The organism is Gynuella sp., from assembly GCF_050297175.1.
Lineage (GTDB): Bacteria > Pseudomonadota > Gammaproteobacteria > Pseudomonadales > Natronospirillaceae > Gynuella.
Map to the genome: position 1 here is coordinate 409,346 of NZ_JBNKSF010000035.1, position 24,062 is coordinate 433,407.

Genomic DNA, 24,062 nt, shown 5'->3' on the forward strand with positions numbered 1-24,062 from the left:
ATATGATGTTTTGTCTCAACTGTGTCAAACCTGAGTAAAACACTCTGGAGACTTATTGCGACAGTCGCAGTTAACCGTTATCTAATATCTGCCTTCAAGTTTGTTATGAGAAACAACTGATAATTATGATGCGCTCTGTCTTATTTCTGGCAACCAACCTCGCGGTTGTCCTAACGTTCGGTGTATTCCTGAACATCATTCTTCCGGCACTGGGTATCCAGACCGGAAACATGATGGGCTTACTCATATTTTGTATGCTGTTTGGTGTTGGCGGCTCATTTATTTCGCTCATGCTGTCGAAAAAAATGGCCCTAATGTCCGTCGGCGGCAAAGTCATTAATACCCCCCAAAACAGTGAAGAACGCTGGCTGATTAACACAATAGCCCGGCTGGCCAAACAGGCCGGTTTACCCATGCCCGAAGTCGCGTTATATCAATCCCCGGATATCAACGCTTTCGCCACTGGTTCCAGCAAAGATAAATCTCTTGTGGCGGTCAGTACCGGGCTGCTACACAGCATGAATCAGGATGAACGGGAGGCTGTCCTTGCCCACGAACTCAGCCATATAGCCAATGGAGATATGGTAACGATGGCGCTCGTTCAGGGAGTTTTGAACACATTTGTCATGTTTTTTGCGCGTATCGTTGCAGAAATTATCAGTAACTCAGTCAGGAATAACAGTCAAAGCGGAGAAGGTCTTGGGTTTCTCGCCAGAATGGGTATCATTTTTGTCATGGAAATGGTGTTTGGACTGATTGCCAGCATCATTGCAATGTGGTTTAGCCGGCAGCGGGAATACCGGGCAGATGCTGGTGCCGGATGCCTGGTTGGAAAGGAAAAAATGATCGCAGCTCTACAGCGCCTGAAACAGAGTCAGCCATCGCACCTTGAAGGCCAATTAACCGCATTCGGCATTATTGGCCGGCCACGGGATCTGCTTTCCTCACATCCAAGTCTGGATGATCGCATCCGGGCGCTGCAGTCACCCTCCTGATGCCCATGCCGTGGAACATGCTTAAACAATCAGTTCCATGGCTTTTTACTAAGATTTTTGATTGCACTTTCGCCTTCCAACACTTTTTGCAATCCCCCCTATTTACGAACACTACTCTCGTCAACCAATCCGCAGATAACCTATTCCATTCACTGAAAGTTACGTTACTATCGTCTCAGGGAAGCCAAATAACAACGCAGAGGCCTGACGACTTGGGCCGATGCTACATGTGGGGTTTTTATGCATCTGATTAAAGATTTGGAAGCGGCGTTGATAGCATGTCCATTCGATATTCTCGGCTGGCAACAGCACCAGGGAGTTGACCTTATACGAGCCTGGGTCCCCGGAGCTCAAAGCATTGCCATTAGCCCTCTGGAAGAACACAGTGAACAAATGGAAATGCAGGCACTGGGCGAAGGAGGACTATTCGAATTACCCTGGCCCGATAACAAATCCAAATTCACCTATCGACTACACATCACCCGTTCAGACACCACCTTCTCCATTATCGACCCTTACCAGTTCAAAGAGCGCAGTTTTCAGGATTTTCCCCAGGACGAAGACCATATCTATCAAAACATGGGAGCACATCTTTGCCAGGCCGAGGGAGTGGATGGTCAAACTGTCAACGGTGTCCGGTTCGCACTATATGCCCCGAACGCGAGAACTGTCAGTGTGGTGGGCGACTTTAATAACTGGGATGGCAGACGTACTCCCATGACCAGTGGTCATGATGGAATATGGCGTCTGTTTATACCTGCCCTTCAGGCAGGAGATCTCTACAAATACGAACTAAAAAACCAACAGGGGCATCTGCTGCCATTGAAGTCAGACCCTGTCGGCTTTTACCACGAACAGTATCCCTCATTTGCTTCAGTGGTGACCGACCACTCCAGCTATCAGTGGCAGGATCAAAAATGGCAGCAACAGCCTCTACCGACCTGGAAAGAAATCCCCATATGTGTTTATGAAGTTCATGTTGGCAGCTGGAAACACAACAAAGGCCAACCCCTTAGCTGGCTGGAACTCAAAGATCAATTGATTCCTTATGTAGTGGAAATGGGCTTTACCCATATCGAGCTGCTTCCGGTCATGGAATACCCTTACGATGGTTCCTGGGGTTACCAACCCCTTGGATTGTTTGCACCAACCAGCCGCTTTGGCAGCGTAGATGACTTCAAAACCTTTATCGATGCCTGTCACCAGTCTGGAATCGGAGTCATTGTCGACTGGGTTCCGGCGCATTTCCCGTCCGATGCCCATGGTCTTGCAAGGTTTGATGGCACCCCTCTTTATGAATATGAAGATCCACGTCGAGGCTGGCATCCTGACTGGAATTCCTACATTTATGACTTCGGTCGCAAGACTGTCTGCGATTTTTTGATCAGCTCAGCAGTAGCCTGGTGCGACCTTTTTCATATCGATGGAGTCCGGGTCGATGCAGTCGCTTCAATTTTGTATCTGGATTATTCCCGCGAAGAAGGGGAATGGATACCTAACATCCACGGTGGAAACCACAATTACGAAGCGATCAACTTCATTCAACGTTTCAATACCGCCGTTTACGCTCACTTCCCCAAAGCATTTACCGTGGCCGAAGAATCAACATCATTTGATGGTGTCAGCCGGCCGGTACACAACGGCGGCCTTGGATTTGGCTTCAAATGGAATATGGGGTGGATGCATGACACTCTGGAATACATGAAGCATGAACCAATACATCGTAAATACCATCACAACGAAATCTCCTTTCCGATGGTTTATGCCTATAGCGAAAACTACATTCTGCCACTCTCACATGACGAGGTGGTGCATGGCAAAGGATCGATTATCGGTAAAATGCCCGGAGACGAGTGGCAACAGACGGCCAACCTGCGTGCTTATTATGCATTCATGTACTGCCATCCCGGGAAAAAACTCAATTTCATGGGCAATGAAATTGGCCAGGTTGGAGAATGGCAGTACCAGCAAAGTCTCGATTGGCATATTTTAGAATTTGACCGTCATCGTGGCATACAACAGCTGTTTAAAGATCTAAACCATCTGTATCGCTCTGAGCCGTCGCTTTATCGACTGGACAGCAGCCCTTCCGGATTTCAATGGCTTAACTATGGCGATGCAGACGCCAGTGTTATCAGTTTTATGCGGTTTGACCATGAGCGCCAGAACCCGATCATCGTTATCACCAATTTCACTCCAGTTCCCCACGAACGTTATCGCCTCGGAGTGCCAGAGTCTGGGTCGTATCAACTGATATTTAACTCAGATGCCAAAGAATATTGGGGCAGCGGTTTCGATACAGGTATAGCCTTCAAGGCCGATGAGATCGCCCAGGACGATCAACAATTTTCCATTGAAGTCCGCTTACCGCCTCTGGCGACTATAGTTGTAAGAAAGCAACCTTAAATCATAGCCGGATCAACCGCTAATAATCGGGCAAGAGAGAATATTGGCACCATGACGATCACTTACGCGCATACGATCACCCAAGGGAAACTCAAACCTTTGGGTGCGACCCTGAATCATGTGGGATGCAACTTTGCAGTACATGCCCCCTGGGCCACCAAAGTTGAACTGTGTTTATTCAATAATGAAGACAGCGAAATTGACCGGCTGGCTCTGCCAAGCCGGACAGGCTCGATCTGGTATGGTTTTGTTCCGGGGATACAGGCCGGACAACGTTACGGCTATCGGGTGCACGGTACATTTGCTCCCAATGGCGGAATGATGTTCAACCCAAGTAAATTGCTGATCGACCCATACGCCCATGCCTTATCAGAACCCTGCGCGTTTGGCAGCCTGCAATTCGGCTATGATCGTAAACACCCCCATTCAATTAAAAAGTGTACCAAAGATTCGGCTAAGCAAATTCCCAAATCAGTGGTGGTTGACCATGAATTTGACTGGCAGGGAGTCGCCAAGCCCGGACACAGCTGGAACGACACGATTCTGTATGAAACCCATGTCCGTGGCATGACTAAAAAATTTACTCAGATTCCAGAAGAAATACGAGGTACCTACCTGGGAATGGCCCACCCAGCCACAGTGGCTTATTTAAGGCTGCTTGGGATCACTGCTGTACAACTGTTGCCGATATACGCATTTGTATCCGAGGAACGACTGAACAATCTCGGACTATCCAACTACTGGGGCTACAATCCAGTCAACTTTTTCTCACCCGATCCCCGATATGCCTATAAAGATGCCGTAACAGAAGTGAAGACTCTGGTCAGAGAACTTCATAAAGCCGGTATCGAAGTCATCCTGGATGTTGTCTACAACCACACTGCAGAAGGCAATATGTCTGGTCCAACCTACAGCTTCCGTGGGATGAACCGGGGGTTTTACCGCACCCAGCCTCATGATCGCACTCAATTTGTCGACTACAGTGGTTGTGGCAATACACCCAACATATACCGAACTTCCGTGCTACGCATGGTTATGGACAGTATGAGACACTGGATTACCCACTATCACATAGATGGATTCAGGTTCGATCTGGCTGCCGCGATGGGGCGCGAACAGTGGGACTACAACAAATCATCGTCATTCTTCAAAACCATTGCCCAGGATCCTGTTCTGACCGATATCAAACTAATTGCCGAACCGTGGGATATCGGTATGGGAGGCTATCAACTGGGTCAGTTCCCAGAACAATGGTACGAATGCAATGACAAGTTTCGTGACACCGTACGTTCATTCTGGCGTGGTGATCAGGGGAAACTACCTGACTTTTCCACCCGGATGATGGGGAGCCGGGACATCTTTCGCAAAGGCGCACGGGAGACATCCACCAGCCTGAATTTTATTACCTACCATGACGGTTTTACGCTTGAAGATCTGGTGAGTTATAACTTTCGCCACAACCATGACAACATGGAAAACAACAACGATGGGCACGGCAACAATATCAGCGCTAATTATGGCATTGAAGGCCCGACCACCAATCCACAGATCAGACATCTTCGTGCCCGACAAAAACGCAACATGATCGCAACCCTGATGCTATCCCAGGGCAGCGTTCATTTTCTCGGCGGTGATGAAATCAGCCGCACCCAGCAAGGCAACAACAACGCATATTGCCAGGACAACGAAATCAGCTGGTACAGCTGGAAACTCAATATTGAGGAACTGCGAATGCTGGAATTTGTCCGGCAAATGATCAATATCCGCAAAGCCTCTACATTGTTTGGGGACTTAATCCTGAACTCCAAACAAACCGAACACGAACCAGTAACCAGCGATGAAGTTCACTGGTTTCGCCCGGATGGTGAGGCAATGACCATTGCGGACTGGCACAACCCAGGCATGAATTCCATCACCATACTGCTCTCAACCAGTATTGCCAGCTTTAGCAAAGATGTTTTGAAGGAGTGTCAGGAGTGTTTTTTACTGCTCATTAACGCTGGCCGGACAAAACAGACGTTTACAATACCGGCCAGCCCAGCAGGTGGATGGAAAATGGTGTTCAATACAGCTGAAAACGACGGCCTGAGGCCTGCGGCCTGGTGCTTGATCAGTGATCAGATTGACTTATGCGATCATTCCCTGACCCTGCTAAGCCATCCAAACTGGGTGATCGGCACAGCCTATGACCCCTCAACCTTACCAATTCAGCTTGATGACCATACATCTGATTAAGGCCAGTTAAACATCACTTCCGACAATGGCTGGCGGCTCTGATCATAGCTTTTCCATAAATCCGCATAACTGATCCCACTGTGCGGATGCATTTCTGTCGGAGCCAGATCCGACAGCGGCTTTAAGACAAACGCGCTAGTCAGGATTTCTGCTCTTGGCAAAGTAATTCCGTCAATTTCACCAACAGCATCACCGTAAGTCAGAATGTCGATATCGAGAGTTCTGGCACTGAAACGCGCCATGGAACGGTCACGCCCATGTAAATCCTCAATGGCTTTTAACTGTCGGCTCAACTCACCACAGCCAATCGTAACATCCATAGACACCACCAGATTCAGAAAATCATCGCCGTCGAATCCTACTGCAGCACTTTCATAAACCGGCGATAAATCCAACTTGCCAAAATGTTCACTCAGCATATTCAGACCACTGGCCAGATGACGATAACGATCAATATTACTGCCAAGACTCAAATACACACGAATCATTGCGACGCCCCTACCTGACCATAATTCCGGTAAATCTGCACACCAACCGTCTGTGCGGCTTTAACTGCACCAGGTTTATACAGTGTCAGCAAAACAGCGGGAACAAAAAACTCTTCATGAATCAGTCTGGCAGTTTCTTCTGCCAGAGTTTCAATCAATCCGTATTGAGAAGCGCCGACAAATGCCAGCAACCGCTGGCTCAAGCGGTCATAATCCAGGGCCAGACTCAAATCATCATGACGGGCAGCCGGGCAATTATCCCAGTCCAGTTCAAGATCAAGAACGAGCTTTTGGGTAATATTACGCTCCCATTCGTAAACCCCAATAACCGCTTCAACTTCCAAGCCCTTGATAAGCACCTTATCCACGTTATACCTCTCTAACTGCGGGAATCTGTAATTCGGTTAACGGCCAACGGGCCCGTGGGCGGACAGCAAGATCAGTGTGCTCACCGGCCATTAGACGCTTGGTTCCAGCATACGCAATCATGGCACCGTTATCGGTACAAAACTCAACTCTTGGATAAAACAGCCGACTGCGCTGTTTAACTGCCATATCGGCAAGTTTTTCACGCAACCGCACATTGGCACTGACACCACCGGCAATCACCAGTGTTTTATGGCCAGTATGCTGAAGCGCCCGACGGCATTTGATCGCCAGTGTATCGACAACTGCTTCCTGAAAAGCCCATGCCACATCCGCCATATCCTGCTCGGCCACTGCCTCATTCACCGCCAACGCAGCAATCTGTACCCGCACAGCAGTCTTCAAACCACTGAAACTGAAATCCATTCCCGGACGATCCACCATCGGCCGTGGGAATACGAATCGATCCGGATGCCCCTTCTGCGCCAGTTTCCCCAGCAATGGTCCTCCCGGATAAGGCAATCCCATCATCTTGGCAGTTTTATCAAACGCTTCACCTGCCGCATCATCAAGGGTTTCACCCAACAAAGTATAGGCACCAATGCCCTCCACATTGATCAACATGGTATGTCCACCACTGACCAGCAATGCCACAAATGGAAAATCCGGGCCATTCTCCTCCAGCAAAGGAGCGAGCAAATGCCCTTCCATATGATGGACACCGATTGCAGGTACGTCCCAGGCAAACGCCAACGAACGTCCGACCATACCACCGACCATTAGCGCACCGATCAACCCAGGTCCTTCTGTATAAGCGACACCATCGATATCGCCCCAAGCCAAACCCGCCTCGGCAAAACATCCCCGGATCAAACCAGGCAACTTGCGAATATGATCGCGACTGGCCAGTTCAGGTACAACACCACCGAACTCGGCATGCATGTCGATCTGGCTGTATAACTGATGAGCCAGCAAGCCCTTCTCACTGTCATAAATGGCGACGCCGGTTTCGTCACAACTGGATTCTATGCCCAATACCCGCATTGGAACCTCGTCTGTTAATCAGGGCGGGCATAATAATCGTGCCATCTCAGACATTAAAGCGTTTATCGCGTTGAACCCATGATTTGATGGCCGTCACAACCCGTAATTATTATTATGTCAGGGAAATCTGGCAGGAACCGCATAACTCAGCTTTACTTAATCGCGACAGATCAGTAAAATCCGCCCCCCTTGGTCTACGCATCCCTGTCGATACCTGTGGAGTATCAATGCGATAACACCAAGGAACTCACTCATTAAATTAATTTGGTTGATCAACAAAGGTTTATTGAATGCCAAGCGTAAAAGTTAAAGAAAACGAACCATTTGACGTAGCCCTGCGTCGTTTCAAACGCTCCTGTGAGAAAGCAGGTGTTTTATCCGAAGTTCGCCGTCGTGAATTCTACGAAAAACCAACCTGGGTTCGTAAACGCAAAGCTGCAGCTGCTGTAAAGCGTCACCAGAAAAAACTGAGCCGCGAAAACCGTCGTTTACAGCGCCTCTATTAACAGTTTGATCTGTTAAATAAGTAATATCCCAACAACTTCCACGGAGTCCGGCATGAGTCTTAAAGAAAGACTGCAGGAAGAAATGAAGTCAGCCATGCGAGCGAAAGACAAAGACCGTCTTTCAACCATACGCTTGATGCTGGCTGAATTAAAACGCGTGGAAGTGGACGAAAGAATTGAGCTGCCAGATGAGCGCATTTTAGCCATACTTGATAAGATGCAAAAGCAGCGCCGCGACTCGATAAACCAATTCGAGCAGGCGAAACGCGAAGATCTGGCCGCTAAAGAAAGATCCGAACTGGAGGTGATCGCTGAATTCCTGCCCGAACCGTTGGGCGAGGCTGAACTCAATGCGCTGATAGATGCAGCCATTGCAGAAGTCGGTGCCAGTTCTATGGCTGATATGGGTAAAGTCATGGCATTGGTAAAACCAAAGGCTCAAGGTCGTGCAGACATGAGTGAAATCAGTAAGGCGGTGAAAGGCCGCCTTGGCTGAATCTTCCCATCCTGGAATAATATTCTCGCCCTGATATACCATCAGGTTAAACTGTGATCGGTTATAGATCTAAGAATCCATTGCCAGATAAACTGCTACTGGCATTTTTGTGATGCTGTGTTGTCGTCCACCCTTCATGATCGATTACTATATGAAAACAAAGTTTTTCCGTTGTACCCTGTTCGATTTAACTTTACACCGTTTCGTTTATGAACAGCGGTAGAATCCCACAAAGCTTCCTTGATGACGTATTGGGTCGGGTCGACATCGTCGACGTGGTTGGTTCACGCGTCAAACTCAAAAAGTCCGGAAAAAACTACATGGGCCTGTGCCCGTTTCATCATGAAAAATCCCCCTCTTTCAGCGTTAACTCAGACAAACAGTTTTACCACTGTTTCGGGTGTGGTGCCGGCGGCGATGCCATTCAGTTTTTGATTGAATATGAACGCCTGGATTTCACAGCCGCCGTTGAAGAGCTTGCCCGCTTTGTCGGTATGGAAGTACCTCGGGAAGAAAGCCCACAGCAACGGGAACAGCACAAACTCCAAAGCCAGCTCTATCAAGTTCTGAAACGGGCGAGCGAACTGTACTATCAGAATCTCAAAGCCCATGAACAGCGCCATCAGGCAGTGAATTATTTAAAAACACGGGGACTAAGTGGCCAGATTGCCAAACATTTTCAGATTGGCTTTGCACCTGAAGGCTGGCAAAACCTGAAAGACCAATTGCTCAAAGAAAATCATAGCAACGAACAACTGTTACTTGCCGGATTAACCGTCGAATCAGAACAGGGCACTCAATATGACCGCTTCCGCAATCGCATCATTTTTCCAATCCGCGATGCCAGAGGCAGAACAATCGGTTTTGGCGGTAGAGTACTGAATAATGACAAACCCAAATATCTCAATTCCCCGGAAACACCGGTATTTCATAAAGGTCAGGAATTGTACGGCCTGTATGAAGCCAAGCAGATCAAAGGCAAACTTGAGCGTATTTTAATTGTCGAAGGTTATATGGATGTCGTTGCACTGAGTCAGCATGGTATCCACTACGCAGTTGCCACACTAGGGACTTCTACCAGCGATACACACCTGCAACGACTGTTCAAACTGGTTGACGACGTCACATTTTGTTTTGATGGCGACGCAGCGGGTCGTAACGCGGCTTGGCGCGCATTGGAAATCGCCATCAACCATTTACAGGATGGTCGTCAGATTCGCTTTTTATTTCTACCCGATGGAGAAGACCCGGATTCACTGGTACGAAAAGAAGGCCCAGAACAGTTTGCTCTGCGAATTCGTGAAGCAACCCCACTGATCGACTTCTTATTCAATAAAATCAAAGAAAACATCAATATCAACACCCTGGATGGCAAGGCCAGTTATGCCAAACAACTGCTTGGCTGGCTGGATCAGCTACCTGGAAAGAGCCTGATTCGGGCATTAGCAACGACACGCCTGGCAGATATTACTGGGCTGGCGGAAGAAACCCTGAAATCGCTGACTGCAACCCAACCCGAACAAACAGCAGAGACTCTCGAGGAGGCAGAACAGCCACAACAGGCACCGACGTTCACGCCTGAAAAAAAGACTCATAACGATTTCTTCGGGGAAAACTATAAACCTAAACAATCTGCTCTCAATCAGGCACAAAAATTAATTGCCAACCTGATCAGACAACCACAACTGGCCAAAAACCTGACACTGCCGGAAGACTTCCAAAATACTACGGATGTTGACACCCAGCTGCTGTTACAAGTTATCAAGCTATTGAACCAGGCTCCGGCAGAGCATCTTATAAATCCCTTTCTAACCTGCGACTGGCTGCACAGTCAGGGACTGGACAAAATTCTCCGGCATATCGAAAACTCCGACTACTTCTGGCTGGTGAAATATAAGAAGCCAGAGGAACAAGCCAACTGGGAGGAATCGGAATTACAAAAAAATCTGCAGGATTTACAAGAAAAATTGCCTGATAAAGAGTATCTGCACTTGAAAAACAGGATCACACACCATAGTTCTGAGGTCACGGAAGAGGAACGCAATCGCTACAAAGAACTATTGGTTCAACGTAAGCGCTGAGGGCTATGACCCAGGACACTCCAGGCTGAGAGAAATCATAATCCAGCCAATCCACCGGCATTCCATGTTCGCCAGTTAAGTATTTTCAACTGGAAAATGAACCAGAAAAAACGTTATAATGCGCGGCTAAATTTTTCCCTTCCGATTTCATTAACCAAACATGGATCCACAGTTTATATGGCGGATAAGCAAAAACAGCAGTCACGCCTCAAGGTTCTGATTGCCCGGGGTAAAGAGCAAGGTTACCTTACCTACGCCGAAGTGAACGACCACTTGCCGGATGATATAGCCAGCCCGGAACAAGTGGAAGAAATCATTCAAATGATCAACGACATCGGTATTCAGGTGTTTGAACAGGCACCGGATACTGATCAGCTCATGATGGAAGGCGCCTCGTCACCAGCCGATGACGACGACGCAAGCGAAGAAGCTGCAGCCGCACTTGCAGCGGTAGAATCAGATACTGGTCGAACCACCGACCCGGTACGCATGTACATGCGCGAAATGGGTACTGTCGAGCTGCTAACTCGCGAAGGCGAGATCGTTATTGCCAAACGTATCGAAGAAGGCTTGCGTGATGTCATGCAGGCACTGGCTTTATTTCCGGGTAACGTCGAGCAGATTCTGGCCGCTTATGCCATGTCCCAGGAAGAAGAAGGTCGGTTATCAGATGTATTGGTCAGCTTCCTGGATCCGGATGACAACAGCTTATCCGTACCACCAGTGCCCGAAGAAACGCAAGACGACATCGCTGATGACGACGACATCAGCGATGATGATGACGATGACGATGACGACTCCACGGATGAAGAAGAAGATGTCGGCATTGACCCCGAATACGCCAGAGAGCGTTTTAATGAGCTTGCAAATATCTATAAGCAATGCAAGTCGGTCATCGAGAAACATGGTCGCGCATCCAAAGAGGCTGGCGTAGTACTCAAAGAGCTTGGCCAAATCTTTGCTCCATTCAAGCTCGCTCCCAAACAGTACGATGACATTATGTTGCGGACCCGCGGCGCAATGGCGATTATTCGTGAGCAGGAGCAGAAGTTCCTGGAGATCTGTGTTCGTAAAGTCAAAATACCGAGAAAAGTATTCCTGTCCGGTTTTATTGGCAACGAAATGAACGAAGAATGGCTGGAAAGTCTGCTTAACAATCCTACCTACGAAGATGCTCTGGTACGTTACGAAGTGGAATTGCGCCGGGCACAGCGAAAACTGCGTCAATTGCAGGACAAAGTGGGTCTGAGTATTGCTGAAATCAAAGACATCCATCGCAGCATATCCATTGGTGAAGCCCGTGCCCGCCGTGCCAAAAAGGAAATGGTGGAAGCCAACCTGCGTTTGGTGATTTCGATTGCCAAAAAATACACCAACCGTGGATTGCAGTTCCTGGACCTGATTCAGGAAGGCAACATCGGTCTGATGAAAGCCGTGGACAAGTTCGAATATCGTCGTGGTTATAAGTTCTCAACCTATGCCACATGGTGGATTCGTCAGGCAATTACCCGTTCAATTGCCGATCAGGCCAGAACGATCCGTATTCCGGTTCATATGATCGAAACGATCAACAAACTGAACCGCATCAGTCGCCAAATGCTGCAGGAGATGGGACGCGAGCCCACACCGGAAGAGTTATCCGAACGCATGGATATGCCGGAAGACAAAATCCGCAAGGTGCTGAAGATTGCCAAAGAGCCTATTTCCCTGGAAACCCCAATTGGTGATGACGAAGACTCAAGCCTTGGCGATTTCATCGAAGATGGTTCCATGGACAGCCCGGTGGATACCGCAACCGGTTCCAGCCTCGAAGAGTCAACCCGCGAAGTTCTGGCTGGTCTGACGGCTCGTGAAGCCAAGGTACTCAGAATGCGTTTTGGTATCGACATGAACACTGACCACACCCTTGAGGAAGTGGGCAAACAGTTCGACGTTACCCGTGAACGTATTCGTCAGATAGAAGCCAAGGCTCTGAGAAAGCTCAGGCACCCAAGTCGCAGCGATCACCTTCGCAGCTTCCTGGACGAATAGAGCCCATACGGGAGAGACAAATCGTCCATCCAAAAAAACCGGCCAAAAAAGCCGGTTTTTTTATGCCTGTCAGTTGGTCACGACTCAATTATTCTATTCGGCCTGGCGGCAATATTGTCACACTGGCTGGCGTCATAATACGCTCCAGCATTTCCATATGCTGACGCTGGGCCGTCAACGTTGGCGTTTTCTGGTACTCTGCGTAGTTCAGCAACAGTCTCTGCGTATCCCCTTCCGCTTTCTCCCGTTGTTCAGAGGCCCAGGCCTGAGACTGCAGCGTGGTCCTGTTGGCCTGACTGCGGGCTTCAGCCAGCCTTGAACTGCGCTCCCCCTGCTCTTCCTGTACCAGACGTTGACGTTCAGACCGGGCACTGTCAACGTCATCAAAAGCGCGCTGAATGGATCCCGGCGGGTCCAGTTTCTGGATCTGCACTGCTGTCACCTTAACTCCCAGATTCAAGTCATAGGCCTGCTTTTGAATCGATTGGCGTAGCGTCTGCTGTAACTCGTTGCGGCCGGTCGTTAACAACGTATCGATATCCAACTGAAGCAAACTGACAACCGCAGAAGCCATCGCAACATTTTTCAACAACTCTTCCGGCGCCTGGCTATGAGTGGCAAAAATACCAGGCTGCTGAATGGTGTATTGAACATTCAGCACCAGATTGACCAGGTTCTGATCGCCCGTGGTAACCTCACTCTGTACATCAACCTCACTCAATTCATTAAAATCCAACAGCATCGAACGTACTGACGAAACGGACAACAACTGAATACGTTCCAATGGCCAAGGCAGGTGATAATGAATACCCGGCGGAACCCGATCATCGACGATACGACCAAACCGATAAAGAATGCCGGCCTGTTCAGCTCCAACCGTATAAAACCCACCCAATATATATAACCCTGGCAACACCCCTAATATTAACACCCAAGCCAGCCTGCGGGTCTGCCGCCAGACCCGGCTGAAATCTGTTTCAACGCGCATGATCGGACTCCGCTGGCGGCGACCAGAAGTACTTCAATAATGGCGAATCCGTCGATAACACAAAGCGGGTGTCTTTGTTGAGGATTTTGTCATATGCATCCATCAGACGATAAAAACGGTAATATTCCGCGTTTTTCTGATAGGCATCAGCATAGATTTTCGCGGCTTCCGCCTCACCCTGACCTTTAACAATCTGACTGTCACGCCGTGCTTCCGCCAGCAGCTTGCGAACTTCCAACTCTGTTTCAGCTTTAATGCGAGCCGCCTGCTCCTGCCCTTCAGCCCGATACTGGCGGGCAATTTTTTCCCGCTCAGAAGACATGCGATTATAAATGGCTTTGAGATTCTGCTGCGGAAAACCAATACGGCTCGAACGCACCGCCAGAATATCGATACCAAAGGATTCCGTTGAACGCACCCGCACCGACTCAGTCACCTCGGTAAACAAAGATTCCGTTTGATTCTGTTCTGCTGCGGCAGTGAGCAGGCTGCTCAGGGGAGTACGACCGATGGCACTGCCAACCTCAGAACCAGCCAGATCCGCGAGGCGAATCTCGGCTGTGGTCGCATCCCGCACCGAGGCCAGAAATTTTTCCGGATCCTGTACCCGCCACACCACAAAACTGCGCACCACCAGATTACGACGATCACGGGTAACAAACTCTGCCGGCTCCAACTGCAATAGCTGCAATCGGCTGTCTACCCGTACTGCGGTCTGAACCGGATCAGGCCATTTGAATGCCAGACCGGAATCCTCTATCACCCGCACCGGTTTACCAAACTGCGTAATCACCACCTGCTCGGTGGCCGGAACAGCCAGCATTGATGTCGAAGCCAGATAAATCAACACAATCAATACACCCAAAGAGATCAGATACTTTCGCATTACGGTTTTAACCTTATGTCCGGTAACAACACATCTTGTTTTACTCCACCCCAAACCCGAAGATCCCGGTTATCGAATGACTGGTCGATAATTGTCAGCTGACGATCCGCCAGAGTGTTCTGAATGTGTTCAAGATAACGATTGAATTCGATGAGTTTCGGAAATATTCGATAAATATCAGCCATACTGGAAAACCTGCCAGCATCACCGGTGGCCATAATCTGCTGTTCCAATTGGCTGGCACTGGCTTCAGAGGCCAGCAGGATTTTTTCCGCCAATGCCGTATGCACCTGCTGAAAATTCTCCGCCTCCGCCAGCAGTTTAAGACGTGCACTTTCCTGCTGGGCCACAAACATATCCCGATAGAGAGCGACCGTCTGATTAGGTGGCTGCACCTTCAGTAAATGCATATTGATAATGGTCACCGTCAAACCAACGGCTGCAAGGGATTGTTCAACCTGCCGCCGTATGGTCAACAAAAAACCATCCGGAACACTGTTAAGCAAGTCATCGAAACGATGGCAGGCAACCGCCTGAGACAACGCACTGGTGGCATAGGCATTAATCATCGCGTCGACCTGATTGACCGAATTCCACTGCCGCCCCCAGTCTCCCAACCGATACTGCATGGCAATCGTGACATTGACCAATGCCTCATCCGCGGTAATGAAGTGCTTGCCGATGTCACGGGGGTCATCAGTGGATTCGCGCCACTGCTGCCACAACAACGGACTACCCGACTGTTCAACCGCCAGTGGTGTACCAATCAGCATTCGATGCACTTGTTGTTGTGGTACCTGTTTTATCGAGCCCATCGGCCACGGCCAGTGATAATGCAACCCAGTATCCAGCGGTTCACCCACAACCCTGGCAAACACCAATTTCACGCCTTGGTATCCGAGTGGGATCTGAGTAATACCTGAGGCAGCATAAGCCGATAGCAACCCAACGATATACAGCATCGGGGGAATCATCCTGATCCCACGCCAGAAACGCCATACCGCATCAACCAGTTTTCGCCCCGCAACCGACTTCTGCAGCAACGAAAAAAAAGCATCCGACACCGATAACTGCACCAGTGCCTGACCTAATAACAGGCTTCGAAGACCGGAAATCAACAGCTCTATGCCAGCAATTCCCACCAGCACGGCAATTAACACCGCCACCAGATGATCCAGGTACAACCCCATCAGCATGCCCACAAAAGACAGCAACACTGCCAGCGACGACAAAACATCCAGATGACTGTGATAGCCATCAGCCTCCAATGCCGGTGACTGGGTATCACGCCCCACTGAGGTTTTTAACTGCGCCATGAAATAGGCAATCAGAATCGTGATGATCACCCCAACGATACCAATCCAGATTCCGCCGACATTCCTAGCCACAGCGGTATCGGCCTCGCGCACCTGAGTGATAATTTCGTAAGGGACGTACAAGATACTCAGCGCCACGAACAGCGCCATCAGAGATTCGATCCGATAAGCCTTCTCGACACCTGTGGCAACAACTCTACGTTCTTGCACATAGCGGATCACCAGACTGGCCAGCAATACCAGAGATATGAGCAGGTCGGTAACCGAATGCAGAGCATCAGCCCATAACGCCGTACTACCGGTAAAGACAGCAAGCCCTGCTTTCAATCCGATCAACAGACTGTCAGCAGTGATGGCCACAAGAGAGGTACGAATACGACGATCAGACAAAAACGACATGGAATGAGAATGATTAGCAACCTGATTTTTGACAGGCTACCAATCAAATATGACACCGCCATGACAATGTCATAAGTTCGTCACATTACATTCTTTGCAATGCAACGCCGCTATCCCCTATGAAAAACAGCGGCGTTAGAGGTTTCGCCTCTGACAGGCGAAAATCAATGGCTAATCAAGTACTTTAATCAGCTTTTCCCGACAGATCTGCGCCAGCTCTCTGGGTTCGGAACTGGACAGCTCATTTGCTTCCGGTATCGCAAACATCCAGAGACCTATATCGTAACGGCTTTCCCATATGCTCCGGTGGCCGACAAAATACTTAATGAATTCACCTGTATCATAGTCACCATGACAATCCGGAATAATTTCCGTGGCTTTGACATAACCATTAGCATCAGTAATGGCGGATGCTACCACCGCATCCTCACCCAGTATGGGCAGAGAATATAAAAACTTAACCGTTGCACCACTGACACCCTCGCCGGCCGAATCGGTCAGCCTGGCCTGCCAGTTCAACTCATTGTGGACCTGGATGTAAGGACTCATACCATAGGGCAATCCAACCAAAGTCTCCGTGGTATCAATATCAAAGTTGCCGAAAGATTTTATCGGCGTAACCATGTTCAGGTGATAATACTGGGCCGGGTCATTTTCAATACCTGATTTCTGCGTCACCCGAAAATACAGAACATCTCCAGCCTTAGCGGGTAACGAATAACTTTTGCCCGTTTCCAGCACATACCATTGCGCATTGAGATACACAGCAGCATCCTGATCTGTTCCCGAAAATCCAAAGGCAATATCTTTATTGTGGGTGAGTGTATAACGGTAATAGTCCACGTCTCCGGACCAATCCAAATTGGCTTCGATGTAATTCATATCCTTGGGCATATCGTAGGCATTTGCCGGAGTATCATTGCCCTCATAGCCATCGACGTTGGTGTTCACCGCTACCGCAAAATGAACATCTGCACCATCGGACTCAACCGTCAACATCTGCATATAATAATGACCACGTTCTGCATAGATAGATACAGAATCTTCTGCCGAGGACAAACGGGAAGCCCCCAGCTGAGTAAACTCATAGTTCCCCTGAATATCCTGGTAGACCTCCAGATCCATCTGCCGGCCATCCGCTTGGTCGTAAACAAAAAAATCAGCTCTGGCATTTTCCGGCATATCAAAATAGGCACAATAGACACCATCGGTTTCCGGCGCCAGTGTATAAATGGTGTTGGTTTCCATTTGTGAACAGGCGGGTGTGTATTCATTGCTGTAACTACGGGCATGGAGCTCTTTGTTCACGGGGGAACGCGTCCATGGATGAACTTCTGTATCAGCGTTTTCCACCTCAGCGGCATCAAAATCCAGAGAGATGGAGGGCAATTGAAAGTTCTCTTCAACCGTCGCTGGCGCTACATCGACCATTCGGTCCGTTACCCTGATCGAGCTACCGACCTGCTGACTACCCTCCTGACAGGACAGCAGCAACACACCACAAGTCATCAATATAAATATTGTTTTTATATTCATCTATGTCTATCTCCATGTTAAAAACCCCAATTATTTTCAGGGTATATCAACATTCTTATATATCAATATTTACTAATTAAAAAAACACAGGCATTTACGACACAACCCAAAAAAACCTTCTGATCAAGTAAAAAAATCTTTTGAAACCCGGCTATCCATCGGATATCTCAAACAAACAGAACATTCATTATAGACAGCAATAATCCGTTATCATCAATTAGTATGAGGCATAAATTCCAAAGATATTTGATAGCCCGGCAAATAGCCGGCCGACAAACAACTCCCGGATTTTCACTCCAAACTCTCAGCTTCAAGAACACAAAAATTTACAGCCAGACAAAAATTTCACCGCCATGATAAATCGGCAAATGAGAATCCAGCTAACAACAAGAACCATAAGACAGTGCTGACTTGAAGAACCATCAGAAAAAGAGAGAGAAATAAACATGCTCATAAAATCTGCAAAAATCTGGGCGGGATGCATCATGCTAGTCACGATCATGTCCTGTAATGACACACAGAACTCATCTGCAAATACCCGCGTTGCGAGTATTCTGTCGTCCCCCATAACGGTCCAGGAGAACCTGTCAGTGCCAAGCAACCAGGCTTTGACCATTGACATGACCCCTACTCAGGCAAGTACCTGGCAGCCAGACCATTTCGACTCTTTGTCCGAAAACAGATCTGCGGTACCGGCTGTCCGTACTTATAGTTCCAACTACACCCCCTACTGCAACAAAGCTGAACTGAATACTTTGTACACGCTGACTCCCGCTGTGGGTAACACCTATTGCGTCTACTTCGACGTACCGGTCGACGCGCGAACTGTATTTTTCGTCGAAAACCAGACCAGTAATCGTCAGGTAGACCTGCAATTAATTCAGGATATCCAGGCCAACCATGTATTCACCGGTATTGGTTATTCCGCTCAATCCGGAACCAGCGACAACATTTCCCTGTTTGCTGATGCCGGTCACTACTATATACAGATCAGCGCCAGCGCAGCCGATGGTCAGTCAGTACAATTTGGTGTCTCCGCCAAAAACCTGTTTACTCTGAATCAGGACATGAATTACATCCAGCACACCCTCGACTACAACACCGATGTCGACTATTTCCGCATCAAGTCTGATCACGCCAAGGAAATGGTGCTGAAGTTTCTGACCGCAACAAATGAGTTTGACCCTGCTGACTGGCATCTGGAGATTTTTGATGGTGTGGATAGCTGGATGCAGGTGAGTGCCAGTACCGAAGCAAGCTTTAATGTACCGGCAGATCAATATGTGTATATGAGAATTTACCGCGACAATACCGCCAGTGTGGCCGGCACCGGGCTAACCTATCGCTATGCTCTGTTGACCAGCATTCATCACATGACAGATATGACCGCCAAGCCACCCGTCGGCAGCAATGTGACACGTATGCCATATGGCTCAACGTCACCCTATTTTCCCACTCAGTTTTATGACCAGCTGACCTTTCAGACCCGCGTCACTGATTCCGCCGGAGAACCCGTTGAAGGTGCCAATGTCAATTTCTGGATGGGCGTTCCCCCCATCATTCTGACGTTGCCGTCTCAAGGACCCGTGGCAACGGCCATATCTGATGCCAATGGCCTTGCTGTAGCGACCATCCAAGTGGACGACTGCAATGCAGACAGTGTTAGTGCCGTCTACAGCACCTATATCAATAACGGCTCCACCAGAGTCACCCAGCGGACCCATTATCAGCACCTGCAGTGGTCCATCACGGTTCCTGATGCCGCCGCTAACAGTGAGGTACTGAAGACACCGGCAGACTGGACGGCCAACACCACCCAGGAAGCCGCCGAAATCTGCGGCTCCGATATCATCAGTACCGACTGATTCACCGTTAACGGGCCGACAGGATTTGCGTCAGGCCCGTTTTATCACCATCTTCAAGAGACTGATGAACCGTGTCGAACAACGGCTCGATGACACCATCACGACCCTCAATATAACTTTGCTCATTGACGATCACCTTATACGCTTTGTTCAGCATCACCGCGCGTTCAGGGCTCGGTACCAGTAACTCACTGATATCGGTTCGCAGTCTGGCAAACGCATCATGTTTCGGCTGACCGTATTGATCAAAAAACCGGGCAATCACCTCATCGTTAGTGCGAAACTCATTACCCGATAAGTTGGCTTTCAGATAATAACTGTACTCTGGCTCACCATCGGATTCGCGCAAGGGGTCCGCAATGCCAGCAAGGCCTTTTTCCTGCCAGTGATACCAGCCAGACCGATAAGCCTCAAAATCAAACTTGCGGTCAAACGCAAACGTAGTATCCACCGTTACCCCGATGCCACCATGGCAGCCAAGACAGAACCCATGCTCCTCATAGGTTTGGGGGCGTAATTGTCCGTCCTTCTCTTCGATAAATCCCTGCAATACCCAGCCCTGGAGGTTTTCCACCCCCTCTTCCGGGTTGCCATAAATGGTTTTGGTGCGCGCGGGAAAATCATGGCGTTCCTTGGTTTCGTTATCAGCGATCACCCGGTTATCGTAATAATTACGCCACAGTTTTTTACGGGAATAACGCAGCTCTTTCATCCTCGGGGCCAACACCACCTCATCACTGGCATTCACATCCAGATAACGGACACTGTGCAGAAACTCGGTTCCCAGAGGATACAAACCACCGGACAAATGCTCACCCCCTTTTTCAAACAGAACCCTGGCCTTGCCAACATAAGACATAAAGCGCTTTTCTTTGGGAGCCCAGTCATAGGTCACCTGTGTGGCCATAGCCAACTGACCGTCCTTATCCAGATCGACCTTAAGCAGACGTTCATCCACAGCGGCTATTCCAACACTACGACGCTTGATCAACGCCTCTACAATTGCCAGATTAACCTTATACACCTGCAGGTCAAACTGCCCGGCCTCATTCTGCTGAAAACGCTCCGGCAGCCGGATCATCACATCATCCATCGAACCATTAGTCGGCATAAACGTGCCCGGGAAGGGATAATAGGCAAATACCCGCCAGCCACTGTAATCACCATTGGGTTTGTGATCAAAGCCATCCTGATCGAAGTGGTAATACATATCGGGCGTGTAGCCGTCCCAACGGCCATTCTGATTCACATCCCACTGCGGAAGATGTTGCTGGATGCGCTCTGCCAACAGCAACCGGCCGTCGGCATCGATATAGTTACTCTCTTTAACATAATCCATAATGCCCAGATCAGACATCATGGCAACCTCATGGCTTCTATCCTTAAACAGATTAGCCCAATGATTCTCTCTCGCCGGTTCCGGCAACGTCAGCTCAACCTGAAGACCACTGTCATCCAGATAATTAGGCACCTTATTTTGAGTATGACAAATGTAACAAGGGTTATGCCCATAACCATGACTATCAATCGTCTTGGTATAACACTGTGGCACCAGATACGCCGTTGGGTTATGCAACGCCGTAGACGCCAGCCGAACATCCACCTTGCCCAATACCGGTGCCACGGTGGCTTTCGACTCAGTGACCTGAACCGGATCAGAAGATTCACAAGCGGACAATACCGCCATCATAGCGAGACACACAAAACTGAAGGGATGTTTGATCATGGAATTATTCTTACAGAAAAAGGAGTTCAGATAGCTCTGAACTCCGAACGCGATTAACCTCGACATTAATCGAATGTTTTTTACTATTTCATTTTCTTGGCAGGAAATGGTCCGATATATCCGGTGTAAGCAGACGCTTCACCGTGACCGGTATTCTTGTCTTCATCAGACTCACCGTAAGGGTGCTGTACCACACTCATCAGATACGCCCAGCCATTGATATTAGGGTACCAATACGGAGAAGTGGTTTCAGAACCGTAAGGAGTCGTCTCAATACGAGTCAGTTGAGAGTTTTTCAGGTTATACGCCCAAATCGCATCATTCTGGTGACCGGAACCAGTATCTTCACCAATGATCAACGTGTCATAACCGCTCATATAAGTCAGGTTATCGGGGTTGGCAATACCATTCATATGACACGTATTGTTCGCCTCAAAACCTTCCACCTGCGGCGCACGGTCAGTCACAGGACGACCCACTACCAGACCAGTCATGCTTTTCACAACATAATCAGAACCGATGTTTTTATCTGTTCCAACCGGCAACTGATACACCGCACCACACTTATTAGGGCTATCCAGACGAATATCATTCGGTCCACCCAGGTCATAAGATTTGCTTGGCTTACCACCTTTCTTGAAATCCTCCATGCCACGCTCAACTGAAGACATAGACATGAAAATACTGTTGTATTCCGGCGCAAAGGTAATACCCTCTTCCTTCCGGAACTCAGTCGTCGCCCCCATCATCGCCGCATAACGACGAGATTCCAGACGTGAAGCCACCTTCTCCATACCCGGCTTAACCTGCAAACACTCAAAGCCATAACCCCCGGTATTCACACCAGTAAAGCCCGTTGGGCACTGACCCTGCTTGTTGCCTTCGGCGGTTGCAAAGATATCATCGAACGTGACTTTCTTAGGACCCTCCAGATAAGGCTTGATCTCCTCATCGGTCGCGTGGCCCAGATTGATCCACTCAATATCCGCTGCGCCCACACCGTAAGAACTGGTTTGATTCCACTTCAACGCATACAAGGTACCGGCAGACAGATCTTTCTTCTTATCGGCAACAAACATAAACAAGCTAACGTTTGTACCGTCATCGGTGATATACGCAGTTTTCTTATCCGGCATCACATAAGACAACTCAATCGCCATACGTCCCATGGCAAAGTGCTTTTCAATCGTAGTGGTTGGATCTTTCTTACCCTTGGCCTTAACCGTAATTTCAGTATTCCAGCCATAATAATAAGGGTTCCACTCCATACCGTTAGTGTAATAATCCAACTGAGTTTTGGAGTAATCGTCTTTTGCCACATCAGCGTTGGTTTTCAGTACCGCCGCATTCGGCTCATACTCTTCAGACGCCAGATGCGTATTCCAAGGCGTCACCGACGCAGCACAATGCACCCAACCACCCCAAGTCTTGGACTGATCCAACTGCCACTGATTAATCGGTGTCAGCTCACCGGTTTTTTTATTCTGATCCAACTCCAGCAGGAAGAACGCACCCGGACGGGTTTCATGCTGGGAAACAGAGAACAAGCGCTTACCGACTGGCAGCAGAGACGTATGCTCATTGGCATTGGAAATTCTGATTTCACCGTCTTCACCGCGGATAGGATTGCCATCAGCATCGATGATCTGACCAAACTTAATACCGTTCAACTCCTGACCAGAACGCATCAACGTATGAAAACCAAAATTGGCAATAGGCTGACCATCGATCTCAGCCGCAGAAACACGCACCTCACGCTTTTCGGCGTCAGTCATTGGAGCCGAAACACCATCGAAAGTCAGAACCGCGTCGGCGCTCAGCTTCTTGGCGGCATACGCAGCAGTCGCCACAGACATGCCAACAACGCCAGCTATCGCAACGGCAACCGCTAGGCCCTTCACAGCAAATTGCTTGTTCATGGAAAGTACTCCTAAATCATTGTGCTGCACGAATTGCAGTCTTGTAGTCGGGGGAAATCCGAGTCGTTCAAATATCCGGATGGCGACACACTAAAGGGAAAAAATGACAGAAATATTGCAGAACGCTGACAAGATAATTTTTCAGCCGGAAAACCCAGAAATACCAACAATTGCTCAAAAAACAACCAAAAAGCCGTAACAAAGAGCGATAACAAAGCTCATAAAGCCCCAAACGACGCGAAACAAACCCTTTTAAATCAAAGCACTAGCACTTCAGCAAAAGCCCCGTTATAATCCCCGCCCGCAGCTGAACGAGGCACCCGCTTCAGACATCAGCTGAACCTACCAAGGTTAAATGGGCCCATAGCTCAGTTGGTTAGAGCATCCGACTCATAATCGGCAGGTCCCCCGTTCAAGTCGGGGTGGGCCCACCATTTTTCCTGATTGTTTTTTTACTAAATGTTGTTGCGACCATAGATTGTCCGCTTTGGCCAAACTTTGGTCCCATAGGGGACCTAAATTGTCCGCCTACTTTCTGGTATTGAAACCACAACTTGGCCGCTTTAGCCGGGTTATGCTTCCATAAGTAAGCAAATTTGGCCGCAAGCCAAATAGTAAAATCCAGCCATAACCCCCAATCCTCTTCACCTTCGACAGTCAAGCCGTCCTTTCCAATCTCCAACTTAGCCATAACTTTTCCCCTACGCAGGCATGAATGTCTTCACTCAATTAAAATTACGCACGATTACGCATGGTTTGCGTAATTACGCATATGGCGC

18 protein-coding genes and 1 tRNA gene are annotated in these 24,062 nt (G+C 48.8%); 9 read left to right on the plus strand and 10 right to left on the minus strand.

The features are described 5' to 3' along the window. Positions 1–125: 125 nt before the first annotated feature. The 3 genes from htpX to glgX all read left to right on the plus strand — a co-directional run bounded on the left by htpX (position 126) and on the right by glgX (position 5,636). A complete protein-coding gene (htpX, locus tag ACQY6I_RS14935; protein WP_428242295.1) occupies positions 126–995 on the plus strand; it encodes a protease HtpX in 870 nt (289 codons plus the stop codon). Positions 996–1,235: 240 nt separating this feature from the next. Then, positions 1,236–3,401, plus strand: coding sequence for a 1,4-alpha-glucan branching protein GlgB (gene glgB / locus ACQY6I_RS14940; protein WP_428242296.1), 2,166 nt, complete (start codon positions 1,236–1,238; stop codon positions 3,399–3,401). Positions 3,402–3,452: 51 nt separating this feature from the next. After that, positions 3,453–5,636, plus strand: coding sequence for a glycogen debranching protein GlgX (glgX, locus tag ACQY6I_RS14945; protein ID WP_428242297.1), 2,184 nt, complete (start codon positions 3,453–3,455; stop codon positions 5,634–5,636). Here glgX and folK read toward each other — a convergent pair. The 3 genes from folK to tsaD are packed head-to-tail and all read right to left on the minus strand — an operon-like array spanning position 5,633 to position 7,534. Beyond that, positions 5,633–6,124, minus strand: a complete 492-nt coding sequence (folK, locus tag ACQY6I_RS14950) for a 2-amino-4-hydroxy-6-hydroxymethyldihydropteridine diphosphokinase (RefSeq protein WP_428242298.1) — start codon at positions 6,122–6,124, stop codon at positions 5,633–5,635. The two genes, glgX and folK, sit on opposite strands and share 4 nt — an antisense overlap. Continuing rightward, positions 6,121–6,492, minus strand: a complete 372-nt coding sequence (folB, locus tag ACQY6I_RS14955) for a dihydroneopterin aldolase (RefSeq protein WP_428242299.1) — start codon at positions 6,490–6,492, stop codon at positions 6,121–6,123. The genes folK and folB overlap by 4 nt, the downstream gene beginning before the upstream one ends. A gap of 1 nt (position 6,493) precedes the next feature. After that, a complete protein-coding gene (gene tsaD / locus ACQY6I_RS14960; RefSeq protein ID WP_428242300.1) occupies positions 6,494–7,534 on the minus strand; it encodes a tRNA (adenosine(37)-N6)-threonylcarbamoyltransferase complex transferase subunit TsaD in 1,041 nt (346 codons plus the stop codon). A 290-nt stretch (positions 7,535–7,824) separates the two neighbouring features. Between tsaD and rpsU the strand changes: the two genes are divergently transcribed. The 4 genes from rpsU to rpoD all read left to right on the plus strand — a co-directional run bounded on the left by rpsU (position 7,825) and on the right by rpoD (position 12,648). Continuing rightward, a complete protein-coding gene (gene rpsU / locus ACQY6I_RS14965; RefSeq protein ID WP_044618799.1) occupies positions 7,825–8,040 on the plus strand; it encodes a 30S ribosomal protein S21 in 216 nt (71 codons plus the stop codon). A gap of 52 nt (positions 8,041–8,092) precedes the next feature. After that, a complete protein-coding gene (locus ACQY6I_RS14970) occupies positions 8,093–8,536 on the plus strand; it encodes a GatB/YqeY domain-containing protein (protein ID WP_428242301.1) in 444 nt (147 codons plus the stop codon). A 209-nt stretch (positions 8,537–8,745) separates the two neighbouring features. Then, on the plus strand, positions 8,746–10,617 hold the full coding sequence (dnaG, locus tag ACQY6I_RS14975) for a DNA primase (protein ID WP_428242302.1): 1,872 nt from the start codon (positions 8,746–8,748) through the stop codon (positions 10,615–10,617). Between the two features lie 177 nt (positions 10,618–10,794). Then, positions 10,795–12,648, plus strand: a complete 1,854-nt coding sequence (gene rpoD, locus ACQY6I_RS14980) for an RNA polymerase sigma factor RpoD (RefSeq protein ID WP_428242303.1) — start codon at positions 10,795–10,797, stop codon at positions 12,646–12,648. An 88-nt stretch (positions 12,649–12,736) separates the two neighbouring features. Here the strand turns inward: rpoD and hflK are convergent, their stop codons facing one another. The 4 genes from hflK to ACQY6I_RS15000 all read right to left on the minus strand — a co-directional run bounded on the left by hflK (position 12,737) and on the right by ACQY6I_RS15000 (position 17,773). Next, on the minus strand, positions 12,737–13,636 hold the full coding sequence (gene hflK / locus ACQY6I_RS14985; protein ID WP_428242304.1) for an FtsH protease activity modulator HflK: 900 nt from the start codon (positions 13,634–13,636) through the stop codon (positions 12,737–12,739). Then, positions 13,626–14,522: a protease modulator HflC gene (gene hflC, locus ACQY6I_RS14990; RefSeq protein WP_428242305.1), complete on the minus strand. Its 897-nt coding sequence runs from the start codon at positions 14,520–14,522 to the stop codon at positions 13,626–13,628. Before hflC ends, hflK begins: the two co-directional genes overlap by 11 nt. Next, entirely contained in the window at positions 14,522–16,237 is a 1,716-nt protein-coding gene (locus ACQY6I_RS14995; protein WP_428242306.1) for a cation transporter, read from the minus strand. Before ACQY6I_RS14995 ends, hflC begins: the two co-directional genes overlap by 1 nt. Positions 16,238–16,408: 171 nt before the next feature. Beyond that, complete coding sequence (locus tag ACQY6I_RS15000; protein ID WP_428242307.1) at positions 16,409–17,773, minus strand: Ig-like domain-containing protein; 1,365 nt, start codon at positions 17,771–17,773, stop codon at positions 16,409–16,411. A gap of 485 nt (positions 17,774–18,258) precedes the next feature. Between ACQY6I_RS15000 and ACQY6I_RS15005 the strand changes: the two genes are divergently transcribed. Further along, positions 18,259–19,638: a hypothetical protein gene (locus ACQY6I_RS15005; RefSeq protein WP_428242308.1), complete on the plus strand. Its 1,380-nt coding sequence runs from the start codon at positions 18,259–18,261 to the stop codon at positions 19,636–19,638. A 7-nt stretch (positions 19,639–19,645) separates the two neighbouring features. Here the strand turns inward: ACQY6I_RS15005 and ACQY6I_RS15010 are convergent, their stop codons facing one another. Then, positions 19,646–21,364 carry a hypothetical protein gene (locus tag ACQY6I_RS15010; RefSeq protein WP_428242309.1) on the minus strand — a complete coding sequence of 573 codons (1,719 nt, stop codon included), beginning with the start codon at positions 21,362–21,364 and terminating at the stop codon, positions 19,646–19,648. 83 nt (positions 21,365–21,447) lie between these two features. Beyond that, positions 21,448–23,283: a PhoX family protein gene (locus tag ACQY6I_RS15015; protein ID WP_428242310.1), complete on the minus strand. Its 1,836-nt coding sequence runs from the start codon at positions 23,281–23,283 to the stop codon at positions 21,448–21,450. Positions 23,284–23,640: 357 nt separating this feature from the next. On the opposite strand from ACQY6I_RS15015, the gene ACQY6I_RS15020 reads away from it, so the two are divergent. Further along, positions 23,641–23,717: transfer RNA gene (locus ACQY6I_RS15020), tRNA-Ile, on the plus strand. Here ACQY6I_RS15020 and ACQY6I_RS15025 read toward each other — a convergent pair. Continuing rightward, complete coding sequence (locus tag ACQY6I_RS15025) at positions 23,696–23,974, minus strand: hypothetical protein (protein WP_428242311.1); 279 nt, start codon at positions 23,972–23,974, stop codon at positions 23,696–23,698. The two genes, ACQY6I_RS15020 and ACQY6I_RS15025, sit on opposite strands and share 22 nt — an antisense overlap. Positions 23,975–24,062 lie beyond the last annotated feature (88 nt).

What these genes read in the sequence shown, in the direction of transcription:
- htpX (WP_428242295.1), top strand. Translation starts at nt 126, where the DNA reads ATGATGCGCTCTGTCTTATTTCTGGCAACCAACCTCGCGGTTGTCCTA.
- glgB (WP_428242296.1), top strand. Translation starts at nt 1,236, where the DNA reads ATGCATCTGATTAAAGATTTGGAAGCGGCGTTGATAGCATGTCCATTC.
- glgX (WP_428242297.1), top strand. Translation starts at nt 3,453, where the DNA reads ATGACGATCACTTACGCGCATACGATCACCCAAGGGAAACTCAAACCT.
- folK (WP_428242298.1), bottom strand. Translation starts at nt 6,124, where the DNA reads ATGATTCGTGTGTATTTGAGTCTTGGCAGTAATATTGATCGTTATCGT.
- tsaD (WP_428242300.1), bottom strand. Translation starts at nt 7,534, where the DNA reads ATGCGGGTATTGGGCATAGAATCCAGTTGTGACGAAACCGGCGTCGCC.
- rpsU (WP_044618799.1), top strand. Translation starts at nt 7,825, where the DNA reads ATGCCAAGCGTAAAAGTTAAAGAAAACGAACCATTTGACGTAGCCCTG.
- ACQY6I_RS14970 (WP_428242301.1), top strand. Translation starts at nt 8,093, where the DNA reads ATGAGTCTTAAAGAAAGACTGCAGGAAGAAATGAAGTCAGCCATGCGA.
- dnaG (WP_428242302.1), top strand. Translation starts at nt 8,746, where the DNA reads ATGAACAGCGGTAGAATCCCACAAAGCTTCCTTGATGACGTATTGGGT.
- rpoD (WP_428242303.1), top strand. Translation starts at nt 10,795, where the DNA reads ATGGCGGATAAGCAAAAACAGCAGTCACGCCTCAAGGTTCTGATTGCC.
- hflK (WP_428242304.1), bottom strand. Translation starts at nt 13,636, where the DNA reads ATGCGCGTTGAAACAGATTTCAGCCGGGTCTGGCGGCAGACCCGCAGG.
- hflC (WP_428242305.1), bottom strand. Translation starts at nt 14,522, where the DNA reads ATGCGAAAGTATCTGATCTCTTTGGGTGTATTGATTGTGTTGATTTAT.
- ACQY6I_RS14995 (WP_428242306.1), bottom strand. Translation starts at nt 16,237, where the DNA reads ATGTCGTTTTTGTCTGATCGTCGTATTCGTACCTCTCTTGTGGCCATC.
- ACQY6I_RS15000 (WP_428242307.1), bottom strand. Translation starts at nt 17,773, where the DNA reads ATGAATATAAAAACAATATTTATATTGATGACTTGTGGTGTGTTGCTG.
- ACQY6I_RS15005 (WP_428242308.1), top strand. Translation starts at nt 18,259, where the DNA reads ATGCTAGTCACGATCATGTCCTGTAATGACACACAGAACTCATCTGCA.
- ACQY6I_RS15010 (WP_428242309.1), bottom strand. Translation starts at nt 21,364, where the DNA reads ATGATCAAACATCCCTTCAGTTTTGTGTGTCTCGCTATGATGGCGGTA.
- ACQY6I_RS15015 (WP_428242310.1), bottom strand. Translation starts at nt 23,283, where the DNA reads ATGAACAAGCAATTTGCTGTGAAGGGCCTAGCGGTTGCCGTTGCGATA.
- ACQY6I_RS15025 (WP_428242311.1), bottom strand. Translation starts at nt 23,974, where the DNA reads ATGGCTAAGTTGGAGATTGGAAAGGACGGCTTGACTGTCGAAGGTGAA.